The sequence below is a fragment of the Desulfosporosinus sp. Tol-M2 genome, from assembly GCF_059735615.1.
The window spans coordinates 1-11601 of record NZ_JCAIJG010000095.1 but is presented as its reverse complement, the minus strand read 5'-3'; the positions used below and the strand labels follow the sequence as shown (position 1 = coordinate 11601).

Genomic DNA, 11601 nt, shown 5'->3' with positions numbered 1-11601 from the left:
TTTATGCGCAAGTAAACTCAAATTTAAAGGAGGATTAACTTAATGAAAATGATTAGAGCAATTGTACGCCCCGATAAGACAGAGATCGTGGCTGAGGCCTTAGCGCAGGCGGGAATGCCATCGCTGACAAAAATGCACGTCTTTGGGCGTGGTAGAACAAAGGGAATTCGGATTGGGGATGTGGTTTATGATGAGTTTCCAAAGACTCTGCTTCTCTTAGTCATTGAAGATGAAAAGCTGGATGGAGCAATTTCAGTTATTCTCGAAAGCGCCAAAACCGGAACCATGGGTGATGGCAAGGTCTTTGTGACTGAAGTCGACGAAGCCTATACCGTAAGTAAAGGGACAAAGGGGTTGTAGTGATGAAGGAAATAATGACGGTGATTCGACGCCATCAGGTACCCGCAACCAAGAAGGCTTTTGAAGCTGCCGGCTTTCCTGCTCTGACGATTCAAAGTGTTGAGGGCCGCGGGAAACAAGGCGGAATCGGAGGTTGGGCAGCTGAAATCGACCCTGAATTAAATCACATGTTAGACGAAGGAATGGCGGATGATGTCAGATTCAATTGGATTCCTAAAAGGATGTTAACAATTGTGGTGCAGGATGACCAAGTTGAAGAAGTGATAGAAGTGATTATTAAAGCGAATCAGACGGGGCACATGGGTGACGGTAAAATCTTTGTTATACCCTTAAAAGAGGTTGTTCGCATTCGCACGGGCGAAACCGGTTCTCGAGCAGTTATTTAACTTCAGGTAAGTTTGATGTTGATATAAAGGAGATGTATAGACATGAGGCAAATCGCAATCTATGGCAAAGGCGGCATCGGAAAATCGACGACTACCCAAAACACGGTCGTTGCCCTAGCTGAAATGGGGAAGAAAGTTACGATTGTTGGCTGTGACCCTAAAGCAGATGCCACGCGCTTGATTCTGCATAGTAAAGCTCAAACGACAGTAATGGATTTAGCCCGCGAAAGAGGGACTGTCGAAGATTTAGAGCTGGATGAAGTTTTAGTGGAAGGGTATTTGGGGGTTCGTTGTGCAGAATCTGGGGGTCCGGAACCGGGGGTTGGGTGTGCTGGAAGAGGGGTAATTACAGCTATCAACTATTTGGAAGAAAACGGGGCGTATACAGCGGAAACGGATTATGTGTTCTACGATGTCTTAGGAGACGTGGTTTGCGGAGGATTTGCAATGCCGATTCGCGAGAATAAAGCCAAGGAGATCTATATTGTAACTTCTGGCGAAATGATGGCCATGTATGCAGCCAACAATATTTCGAGAGGAATCTTAAAATACGCGACAACGGGGAGCGTTCGTCTGGGTGGGTTGATTTGCAACAGCCGTAAAACAGACAAGGAACTTGAATTAATTGAAGCCTTGGCCAAAGGATTAAATACTCAAATGATTCACTTCATCCCCCGGGATAACGAAGTGCAACGGGCTGAAGTGCGTAAAATGACCGTTATTGAATATAATTCTACCCATCCTCAGGCAGATGAATATCGAGCGTTGGCCAAAAAAATTGAAAATAACACCATGATGACCATCCCAACACCGCTTTCCATGGATGAATTAGAAGCCCTAATGATGGAATTCGGTATTCTGGATATGTAATTACTTTAACAAGTAAGAATTCTTATTGACAGGGGGAAGGACAGCATAATGAGCATCAAAGAGATAAAAGATTTAAGGAAACAAGTGCTGGAAGAAGTTCTGGAAATATATCCGGAAAAGGCCCAAAAAAATCGGAGACAACATCTGGCGGTCAAAGATGATGAGTGTGCTGGATGCGCCGTCAAATCGAATTCGAAAACAGTCCCGGGTATCATGACCGCGCGGGGGTGTGCCTATGCGGGGGCTAAAGGGGTTGTTTGGGGTCCGGTCAAGGATGTGGTGCATATCTCCCATGGACCGGTCGGGTGTGGGTACTATTCCTGGGGTAACCGCAGGAACCTAGCGGAAGGCGAAATCGGGGTAGACAACTTTGTACCTTTTTTATTCACCTCGGATTTTCAGGAAAACGATATCATTTATGGTGGGGACAAAAAGCTGGAGAAAATAATCCGCGAGGTTGTTGGGCTCTTCCCGAACGCCAAAGGGGTTTCTGTCCTCTCAGAATGTCCTGTCGGATTGATTGGAGATGATATTGAAAGTGTCGCTCGCCGCATGAGCCAAGAACTTGAACTCCCTGTTATTCCGGTTCGCTGTGAAGGGTTTAGGGGCATAAGCCAGTCCCTCGGTCATCATATAGCCAATGATGCTATCAGGGATTATCTTTTGGGTAAAGGACCAGGTCGGGAAGTAGGACCATACGACATTGGAATTATCGGCGATTATAATATTGGCGGAGATGCTTGGGCCAGTAAAAAACTGCTCGAAGAAATCGGTCTCAAGGTTGTCAATATTTGGACCGGTGATTCAACAGTAGAAATGCTGCAAAACGGACATCTGGTCAAGCTAATTTTGATCCACTGTACCAGAAGTATGAATTACATCGTCTCGCATATAGAAAAAACTCATGGAACCCCCTGGCTGGAATTCAATTTCTTCGGACCCACTAAGATCAAAGAATCTCTCTTGAAGATTGCGGCTCAATTTGATGAAAGTATCATGGAAAAGGCGCAACAAGTAATCGAGAAATATGAAGCCCAGATGGCGAAAGTGATTGAGTCCTACCGCCCGCGTTTGGCAGGAAAGAAAGTAATGCTTTATATTGGCGGTCTTCGTCCCAGACACATGATCGGGTCTTATGAGGATTTGGGCATGGAGGTGATCGGGACGGGCTACGAGTTTGCTCACAGTGAAGATTATGAGCGAACCATTCCTGATTTAAAAGATGGCACCTTAATTTATGATGATGTCTCAGCTTATGAAATGGAGGAGTTTGCAACAAAACTCAAACCGGATTTAGTCGGCTCGGGGATCAAAGAAAAATATGTATTCGAAAAAATGGGTCTTCCCTTCCGGCAAATGCATTCCTGGGATTATTCCGGTCCTTATCAAGGTTATGAAGGATTCCCAATTTTTGCCCAGGATATGGATATGGCCATTAACAGCCCTACCTGGAAATTAATCGACCCGCCTTGGAAGAAATAAATTGGAAGAAAGGATGTCGCATATGACGGCTAGTACGAAGGCAACAAAGAGTTGGCTCAATTCGTTAGAATATCGAGAAAAGAATTTCGCCCGTGAAAAATTGGTCATTAATCCGGCCAAAGCCTGCCAACCCCTAGGCGCCTTGCTTTGTGCCTTAGGGATCGAAGGATGCCTGCCGTTTACGCATGGTTCTCAAGGCTGCACCGCCTATTTTCGCAGCACATTAACCCGTCATTACAGAGAACCCATAGCAGCCGTCTCAGATTCTTTGACCGAAGATTCCGCTGTCTTTGGCGGGCAAACAAACATTTATGAAGGGTTGAAGAATGCGTATACGATATACAACCCCAAAGTGATCGCTGTATTTACAAGCTGCATGGCCGAAGTTATTGGGGACGATATTAGGGCTTATTTAGGTAATGCCAAGAAACAAGAAGCAATTCCCCTGGATTTTCCGGTTGCCCTGGCCAATACTCCGAGCTTTAAGGGTTCTCATATTACGGGGTATGACTCTATGCTCAAAGGCCTTATAGAATGCTTGGCAACACCTCGGCAGGAGGATAGAAGCAACGACAGACTTTATGTTGTCCCAGGCTTTGACACGTATCCGGGGAATCTTCGAGAATATAAACGACTTCTCAAAGTTATGGATACGCCTTATACCCTGTTGCCCGACTATAGTGATGTTGTGGATGCTCCTAATTTGGGCGCCTATAAATTGTACCCTGGGGGAACACCCCTTACAGAAATGAATGAGGCGTTAAATGCTGCGCGTTTCTTATTCCTCCAGACGTATTCAATTCCGACAACCAGCAAATATCTGGCGAGTAAGGCCGTTCCAGTTGAAACGCTTTCCATGCCCATCGGGATCGCGGGCACGGATAAATTCATCGAGTCTGTAGCCAAATTCACTGGGAAGGATGTGCCGGAAGAAATAACTTTTGAACGGGGACTTGCCGTCGATGCCATGACAGACGCTCACCAATATATTCATGGCAAGAAATTTGCCCTCTATGGTGACCCGGATCTTCTCATCGGACTTGTCAAGTTTTTATTCGAAATGGGAGGACTTCCGGTCCACATAGTTTGCACTAATTCCACTCCTCTCTTCAAAAAGGCCATGGAAAGTTTACTAGCGTCAAGTCCTTACGGTCAGGAAGGAACACTCTATGCAGGCAAGGATCTCTGGCATCTCCGTTCCTTACTGGTTACAGAATCGGTCGACATGCTAATCGGCGATTCCCATGGCAAGTGGGCTGCCCGGGACGCTAATATCCCGCTGGTCAGAATTGGTTTTCCCATCACTGATCGGGTGAATCTTCATCGCTCTCCGATCATTGGGTATAACGGCGTAATTAACTTAATTACCATGATAGTCAATACGTTTCTGGAGGAAGTCGACAGGAACTCCCCAGAGGCTTACTTTGAAATGATGCGTTAGTGGAATACGGAACACCCATCTATGGAAGCGGGTGACTCGGTAGAGATGAACGGAGGGGTGCTTCATGTTTACTAATCTGACAAAATTGGATCTCAAAGATAAACCGTCGCCGGCGGAGGCCGGTTCGCCTAAATTATGCATGAAGGCGCTCCCCGGCGAAGGCGCAGAGCGGAGTTGCGCATATGATGGGGCACGAGTTGTGCTCATGCCCATCACGGATGTTGCGCATCTTGTTCATGGACCGATTGCTTGTGCTGGAAATTCATGGGATAACCGAGGGGCTCGCTCCTCCGGTTCCCAGCTTTTTCGGCGAGGGCTGACCACGGACATTATGGAAAATGACGTAATTTACGGCGGTGAGAAAAAGCTGAAAGAAGCAATCCTGGAAATTGCTCTAAGACATGATCCCAAAGCGATCTTTGTCTACGCAACCTGTGTCTCGTCGCTCATTGGAGATGACGTCGCCAAGATTTGCCTGGAAGCGGAAAGAGAATTGACCATTCCTGTCATTGCCGTCAATTGTCCAGGCTTTTTGGGAGATAAAAATATCGGAAATCGCATTGCGGGGGAGGTGTTATTTGAAAGGGTCGTCGGCACAGGGGATGGACCAGATGAAAAGATTCCCTGTTCCATTAACCTAATCGGAGAATATAACATCGCCGGAGATCTTTGGGGAATTTCACCGGACTTAAAAAGCTTAGGGATCACTCTCCAAACGGCTATCACTGGAGATGCCAAGTTTGATGATTTACGTTCGGCCCACCGAGCAAGATTGAATGTGCTCATCTGTTCCAAAAGTTTGACCAACTTAGTCCAAAAAATGAATGTTCGCTATGGTATACCTTTTATTGAAGGGTCTTTCTACGGGATTCATGACACCTCTGAAACGCTGATAAAGATCGCCAAGGCACTGGGTGATCCTGATCTGCTGGCAAGAACGTTGGTTTATGTTCAAAAGAAGGAGGACGAAACTCGAAAGGCCATTGCCGGATACAGAAAGATACTCGAGAATAAACAAGCCATCTTGTTTACGGGCGGGGTTAAAACCTGGTCGATGGTGTCGACCTTGGCCGAATTAGGGATCAATATCCTAGCTGGAGGAACCCAAAACTCCACCCCGGAGGATTTCCAGCGCATGAAAGCGTTGATGGATCCCTCCGCCCAGATTATTGAAGATACCAGTTCGGCAGGTTTTTTAAAGATTATTGCTGAGAAAAAACCGGACCTGATCGTTGCCGGTGGAAAGACAAAATATTTAGCGCATAAAACTCGAACCCCTTTTCTGGATATTAATCATGGACGAAAAATTCCTTATGCTGGCTATCAGGGGATGATTAAATTTGCCGAGACCTTAACGCGTACGGTGCAGAGTCCTGTTTGGGGGCATTTAAGACGGGAATTTCCCCCGAAAGAGGGTGAACAAGATGACTGATACGGCTAATACGACCAATACGAGACATTATCAGGGGAATCCCCAGAAAAATAGTCCTGCTCTGGGGGCGACGCTAGCTTATCTCGGTGTTAATGGTCTTTTGGCCTTGCTTCATGGTTCTCAGGGATGTTCCTCGTTCATTCGGCTGCAGCTTTCCAGGCACTATAAGGAACCGATTCCCCTAAATTCAACGGCTCTTTTAGAAGACTCAGCTATTTTTGGTGGCTGGGAACATCTTAAAAAAGGAATTGAAGTGGCAGCCGATAAATATAAGCCGCAAATTATTGGGGTGATGAGTTCCGGCCTAACCGAAACTTATGGGGATGATATGGTCAGCGCTCTGGCCGGCCTTCGCTTAGAGAGACCGGATTTGCATGATCTGCCGGTTGTACTGACCAGCACGCCGGATTATATCGGTTCGATGCAAGAAGGCTATCAGCGTACGGTCGAGGCACTCCTTAACACGTTAGCAGTGTATCCAACCAAGTCGCTGGAACAGTCCGTTACTAAGTCAAGGACTAACTCTAACACTATTGAAGATTCTGCGCTGTCTATAGCCTTATTGCCTGGTTGTCATTTAACCCCGGGCGATGTCGACGAACTAAAAGAGATCATTCTGAATTTTGGATTTAAGCCGATTACGATCCCCGATCTTTCAATTTCATTGGATGGGCATGCTGAACTGGAAGCTGCCCCGGTGGTTCAGGGAGGAACCTTACTCGAAGATTTTCAGCGTTTGTCAAAATGCAGCGCCTGCTTCTCTTTGGGACTGAGTATGGAGAAAGCAGGAGAAATACTTAAGGATAAGTTCAAAATCCCGCATTATAACTTTCCTTCCCTAACCGGTCTCACGGCAACTGATACGTTCATGCAAACTCTAGCCAAGATAGCAGGTAAATCGATACCGGAGAAGCTCCTCCGGCAAAGAAACCGATTGCTGGATACACTTGCCGATTATCATGATCAACTTGGCGGTCTAAAGCTAGCCATCGCCTTGGAGATGGATCTGTTGTATAGTCTAGCTTCATGTTTGGTTGAGGTAGGTGCTGAGATCTCTGTGGCTTTGGCATCATCCCAAGCAGGCATCCACAAATTATCCCTGTCGAACCCGATTGAAGTGGGAGATTTGGAAACCCTTGAGGAACGAGCGAGTCAGAGTACTTTAATTATCGCCAATTCGAATGGTCGTCAAGCCGCAGGATTGCTGAAACTTCCCCATTTAAGAGCGGGTTTGCCTGTCTTTGACCAGGCCGGTTACCCTCAAAAACGCTGGATTGGCTATGAAGGCACTCAACAATTTCTCTTTGACACCTTGAATTCAATTAGTTAGAAAGAAAATCTATTGCGAGGCACGAAGTTCGAGGTAAGAGGTTCGAGTGTACGGGTAATTCCGGGCCTTGAAAGGCTCGTAAGAGGAAATTAGATTCACTTATTGGAGTTTATCCTTGGAAGCGAATAAACGAAAGGGACGATAGTTTTAGATAACAAAATACTCAGAGTGAATGAGATATCAAGAGAAGGTCTAGGTCTTAGAACAGAGGGAGGGAACAGGTATGCTTATTGCCTTTGCCAGTAGCGATGGAAAAACAATTGACTCGCATTTTGCTTCCGCACCTTCGTTTGAAATGTATAAATTTACAGGGGGACCTCAAGGGATTATCCACACATCTTTATCTTCTGGAGACATGATGGAATCTGATGATAAAGTCGACGTGCGAATCAAAATGCTCCGTGAATGTGCGGTCATCTATTGCATACAGATTGGTGGTCCTGCGGCAGCACGGTTAGTTCAAAGTGGTATTCATCCTTTGAAGGTGTCCGAAGGGACGTTGATTGTCGACGAACTAAACCGACTAAACAAGTTGCTTCTTTCCCAAAAACTACCCCCTTGGTTAAAAAAGAAACTGGGTAATAAGTAAGTTCGCAAACTGTTATTGAGGAGAGAAAGGCTAAGAATGAGGGAAATAACCAGAGAGAAAAAAGCAAGATATTCTTATTTGCAGAAGAGGGAGGATTAACGTGAGTGAAGTAGTAATTTACAAAACCTTTGGCGGATTGCCCTGGACTCCTAAGTTTGTGGAAGCGATTGATAGCGACCTGTGCCTGGGGTGTGGGCGATGTGTGAAATTGTGTGTTCAAAAATGCTTAGGTCTGGAAAGTTTCGAGGATGACGAGGGAACAGAACGGCATTTAGCAACGATAGTCCATAAAGACCAATGCATCGGTTGTCAGTCTTGCGGCAAGATCTGCGTGCGCCACTGTTATACATTTAGGGAAAAATCAGCTTGATTTTGACGAGACACAAATTCGAGGTACGAGGTTTGAATTGATAAAGAATTAAATAAACGATCGGAGGGATTAGGATGCATAAAGAATGTATGCGTAAAAATATGAGTAGCTCACACTTAAATCTTGGCCATCCCTGTTTCTCAACAAAAGGGCATGGAAAAACCGGACGAATACACTTGGCCGTAGCTCCCGAGTGTAATATATCCTGCAATTATTGTGTGCGTAAATTTGATTGTGCGAATGAATCCCGTCCGGGTGTAACCAGTCGGGTACAAAGCCCGGAAGAAGCGCTGCAAACAGTCAAGAAGGCCAAAGCATCCGACATTGGTTCAAAACTTACCGTGGTTGGAATTGCAGGACCAGGAGAACCTTTAGCTAACCCTGCAACGTTTGAAACCTTGCGAGGGGTAAAAAGGGATTTTCCAGAGATGATCCTCTGTTTAAGCAGCAATGGCCTTCTTTTACCAGAAAAGATTGAGGAATTGGTTGAGATTGGAGTGTCACATGTTACGGTGACGATTAATACCTTAGACGAGAAAATTGGTGCCAAAATTTACAGTTACATTCGCTGGAAAGGCAAAGTTCTGCTTGGTCCTGATGCTGCAAGGGTACTGATTGATAATCAACTAGCCGGACTTGCGTTGGCTTCAAAAGCTGGAATGATTGTAAAAGTGAACACCGTGCTTATTCCGGGCGTCAACGTCCAGCTTTTATACAGCTTGGGTGTGGAAATCAAGAAAAGAGGGGCGCACCTTCACAACATAATGCCCTTGATTCCGCAAGGAAGACTCGCGCACATCATAGCTCCGACGAAAGAACATTTATCAAGCAGCCGTGGCAGTCTCGGCTCACTTCTACCCCAAATGACTCACTGTCAACTGTGCCGTGCCGATGCGATGGGGGTGCTCTGATGATGGATAAAGGACTATTAGAGAAAGAGCCAAGGGTTTTGTTATGCGATACAACCTTAAGAGATGGGGAGCAAGCTCCCGGTGTAGCATTCGGTCTCCATCAAAAGGAAATGATAGCTAGGGCTTTGGCTGACGCTGGGGTTGATGAACTGGAAGTAGGAGTGCCTGCCATGAGTTGGGCAGAGACTAGAACCATTTCCCAATTAGTGGCGCTCCAGTTACCCATTCGTCTGATCACTTGGAATCGTGCTGTTTTGTCAGATCTTCAGGCGAGCTACAAAACGGGGGTCGAGGGAGTCGCCATTTCCATTCCTACTTCAGACCAACAAATCAAGCACAAGCTGAAAAAAGACCGGGCCTGGGTTCTTGATCAAATGGGACAATGTATCCTTAATGCCAAAAAAGAAGTTGGCTATATTGTTCTTGGTCTGGAGGATGCCAGTCGGGCGGAGTTTGCGTTTCTCGTGGAGATATTATCGGAGGCTGAGAAGTTCGGGGTGGACCGGGTACGTTTTGCTGATACTACTGGAATTCTTGAGCCTTTGAAAGTGTTTTTCACTCTGCAAAAGTTTGTGGGTGTTTCTAATATCCCTTTGGAATTTCATGCCCATAACGATTTAGGCATGGCAACGGCTAATTCTCTGGCAGCGGTTCAAGCGGGTTTCAAAGCAATTAGTGTCACAGTCGGAGGAATCGGCGAAAGGGCGGGTAATGCCGCACTTGAAGAAGTAGCTGTTGCGCTGAAGTATAGCCTTAATCATTCTGTGAGACTGGACTTAAAAAGGTTAAATTCTCTTTGTTTAATGGTAAGTTTGGCAACGGAGCGCAAAATCCCTCGGGCCAAACCGATTATTGGAGAAGACGTTTATACCCATACTTCTTCTATCCACATCGACGGCATCCAGAAAGACGTTGCGAACTACCAAACCTATCCGCCTGAAAGTGTGGGGAGGCAGCACGCAACTTCCTTTGGTAAATACTCCGGTCGTAAGAGCAACTTGCGATTGTTAAAAGCTAAGGGGATTGCATATGTGCCTTGAAAGAAGGGTTTTGGTATTTATCAATAATTAACTAGCATGTTACATTCAATGTCGGCGAGTGTATTTATAAAAAGTTTAAGAAATAAGCCAGGGGGAAGGGCTGTGGTTAATCAAATATTGAACTTCACTTTTAGAACGGCAAAAGACTCTGACATAATCGGTATGATTAGACTACTAAAGGTTTTGTTTTCCATCGAAACCGATTTTGTATTCGATGAGGTAACCCAACAAAGAGGTTTAGAAATGATGCTAGGTGATTGCACAAATCGGCGCATAATGGTAGCTGAGTTAAATCAACAGATCGTTGGAATGTGCTCGGCACAGGTTTTGGTTTCAACTGCCGAGGGAGGGATAGTTGCCATAATCGAAGATTTAATAGTTGAGGACGCCTGGAGAGGGGAAGGCATAGGAAAGGAACTGCTATTAGCCATGGAAAGTTGGGCGATTGCACGAGGGGTAAGACGCTTACAGTTATTAGCGGATCGTAACAACCTACGGGCGATGGAATTCTACAAAAAGATGGATTGGAAGTATACCCAGCTGATATGTTTACAGAAAAGGAATTGCGATATTTATACACTCAAAGAGTAGCGCACTCTAAGGACGCTGATCAATGTGCTCAATCGACAGGTTGGAAGGAGAGGAAATCGTTGATAGAACTTCGGATTTCTAAAGCCCTGGAACTCTTCTCCCTCCAAGTTGATATTCAACTGGCTGAGGGAACCTCCTTAGCTTTAGTTGGTCCTTCTGGATGTGGAAAAAGCATGACTTTACGCATGCTTGCTGGCCTAGAAGAACCAGACAAGGGGTATATTAAAGTTGGGGATACTATCTTCTTTGATTCCAGCGAGCATACCTTTGTCCCAGCTTACAAACGCCATATCGGGTTCCTTTTTCAAGATTATGCTCTTTTCCCCCATCTCACTGTAGAGCAAAACATCGCTTTTGGTCTAAATCAGCATCCTGGATTGGAAAAGAGGGAAAAAGTATCTTCGATCATGGAACGTCTGAGACTTACTGACCTGAATAAGCACTATCCTCAGTATATCTCCGGTGGGCAGCAACAGCGTGTGGCTTTGGCCAGGACACTCGTCACAGACCCGGAGTTGCTTCTCTTAGATGAACCCTTTTCCGCTTTAGATTGCCAAGTGAAAAAGAAGATGGAAAAAGAAAGTCGGACTATCGTCTTCTTCAACAGGGAAAGCATTGTCAGGTTATTCTCCCCATCTCGGCTATGGCACTTTGGCCTCAAGACAAACGATAAGTTGCCTTTAAATGAAATTACATTTGTTAGCATGCTGCAATCTGATCTAAAAACCTTAAGTTACTCGGTCGGTCCAGTGGACGGAATATATGGAAGTCAAACTAAGGCGGCTTGTTGCGAAACACT

The 11601-nt window shown here is 45.7% G+C and carries 13 protein-coding genes; all 13 read left to right on the top strand.

Going from position 1 to position 11601, the window contains the following annotated elements; all coding sequences use genetic code 11:
• The first annotated feature begins 42 nt into the window (after positions 1-42).
• Complete coding sequence (locus AC6I5A_RS06675; protein ID WP_034613355.1) at positions 43-360, top strand: P-II family nitrogen regulator; 318 nt, start codon at positions 43-45, stop codon at positions 358-360.
• Between the two features lie 2 nt (positions 361-362).
• Positions 363-746 carry a P-II family nitrogen regulator gene (locus tag AC6I5A_RS06670; RefSeq protein WP_034613352.1) on the top strand — a complete coding sequence of 128 codons (384 nt, stop codon included), beginning with the start codon at positions 363-365 and terminating at the stop codon, positions 744-746.
• Between the two features lie 42 nt (positions 747-788).
• Positions 789-1616, top strand: coding sequence for a nitrogenase iron protein (nifH, locus tag AC6I5A_RS06665; RefSeq protein WP_034613351.1), 828 nt, complete (start codon positions 789-791; stop codon positions 1614-1616).
• Positions 1617-1664: 48 nt separating this feature from the next.
• Positions 1665-3098 (top strand): nitrogenase molybdenum-iron protein alpha chain, encoded by a 1434-nt coding sequence (gene nifD / locus AC6I5A_RS06660; RefSeq protein WP_052167941.1) that lies wholly within the window; start codon positions 1665-1667, stop codon positions 3096-3098.
• 13 nt (positions 3099-3111) lie between these two features.
• Complete coding sequence (nifK, locus tag AC6I5A_RS06655; protein WP_034613360.1) at positions 3112-4539, top strand: nitrogenase molybdenum-iron protein subunit beta; 1428 nt, start codon at positions 3112-3114, stop codon at positions 4537-4539.
• A 64-nt stretch (positions 4540-4603) separates the two neighbouring features.
• Entirely contained in the window at positions 4604-5971 is a 1368-nt protein-coding gene (gene nifE / locus AC6I5A_RS06650) for a nitrogenase iron-molybdenum cofactor biosynthesis protein NifE (RefSeq protein ID WP_034613349.1), read from the top strand.
• Positions 5964-7301, top strand: coding sequence for a nitrogenase iron-molybdenum cofactor biosynthesis protein NifN (gene nifN / locus AC6I5A_RS06645; RefSeq protein WP_034613347.1), 1338 nt, complete (start codon positions 5964-5966; stop codon positions 7299-7301). Before nifE ends, nifN begins: the two co-directional genes overlap by 8 nt.
• A gap of 223 nt (positions 7302-7524) precedes the next feature.
• The gene (locus tag AC6I5A_RS06640; protein WP_034613345.1) at positions 7525-7890 is read left to right on the top strand and encodes a NifB/NifX family molybdenum-iron cluster-binding protein; all 366 of its coding nucleotides are present in this window, start codon (positions 7525-7527) and stop codon (positions 7888-7890) included.
• A 100-nt stretch (positions 7891-7990) separates the two neighbouring features.
• Positions 7991-8260 carry a ferredoxin family protein gene (locus tag AC6I5A_RS06635; RefSeq protein WP_034613343.1) on the top strand — a complete coding sequence of 90 codons (270 nt, stop codon included), beginning with the start codon at positions 7991-7993 and terminating at the stop codon, positions 8258-8260.
• Positions 8261-8334: 74 nt separating this feature from the next.
• The gene (locus AC6I5A_RS06630) at positions 8335-9171 is read left to right on the top strand and encodes a radical SAM protein (RefSeq protein WP_034613340.1); all 837 of its coding nucleotides are present in this window, start codon (positions 8335-8337) and stop codon (positions 9169-9171) included.
• Complete coding sequence (locus AC6I5A_RS06625; RefSeq protein WP_497900558.1) at positions 9171-10211, top strand: hydroxymethylglutaryl-CoA lyase-like TIM-barrel protein; 1041 nt, start codon at positions 9171-9173, stop codon at positions 10209-10211. Before AC6I5A_RS06630 ends, AC6I5A_RS06625 begins: the two co-directional genes overlap by 1 nt.
• Before the next feature lie 102 nt (positions 10212-10313).
• On the top strand, positions 10314-10802 hold the full coding sequence (locus tag AC6I5A_RS06620) for a GNAT family N-acetyltransferase (RefSeq protein ID WP_034613337.1): 489 nt from the start codon (positions 10314-10316) through the stop codon (positions 10800-10802).
• A 59-nt stretch (positions 10803-10861) separates the two neighbouring features.
• Positions 10862-11601 (top strand): ATP-binding cassette domain-containing protein (locus AC6I5A_RS06615; RefSeq protein WP_497900557.1); only part of this gene is annotated, 740 nt, incomplete at its 3' end.

Bases quoted from the DNA above. Each gene is read 5' to 3' on its own strand.
- AC6I5A_RS06640 (WP_034613345.1), top strand. From the start codon at position 7,525: ATGCTTATTGCCTTTGCCAGTAGCGATGGAAAAACAATTGACTCGCAT.
- nifH (WP_034613351.1), top strand. From the start codon at position 789: ATGAGGCAAATCGCAATCTATGGCAAAGGCGGCATCGGAAAATCGACG.
- nifK (WP_034613360.1), top strand. From the start codon at position 3,112: ATGTCGCATATGACGGCTAGTACGAAGGCAACAAAGAGTTGGCTCAAT.
- nifE (WP_034613349.1), top strand. From the start codon at position 4,604: ATGTTTACTAATCTGACAAAATTGGATCTCAAAGATAAACCGTCGCCG.
- nifD (WP_052167941.1), top strand. From the start codon at position 1,665: ATGAGCATCAAAGAGATAAAAGATTTAAGGAAACAAGTGCTGGAAGAA.
- AC6I5A_RS06670 (WP_034613352.1), top strand. From the start codon at position 363: ATGAAGGAAATAATGACGGTGATTCGACGCCATCAGGTACCCGCAACC.
- AC6I5A_RS06675 (WP_034613355.1), top strand. From the start codon at position 43: ATGAAAATGATTAGAGCAATTGTACGCCCCGATAAGACAGAGATCGTG.
- AC6I5A_RS06625 (WP_497900558.1), top strand. From the start codon at position 9,171: ATGATGGATAAAGGACTATTAGAGAAAGAGCCAAGGGTTTTGTTATGC.
- AC6I5A_RS06630 (WP_034613340.1), top strand. From the start codon at position 8,335: ATGCATAAAGAATGTATGCGTAAAAATATGAGTAGCTCACACTTAAAT.
- nifN (WP_034613347.1), top strand. From the start codon at position 5,964: ATGACTGATACGGCTAATACGACCAATACGAGACATTATCAGGGGAAT.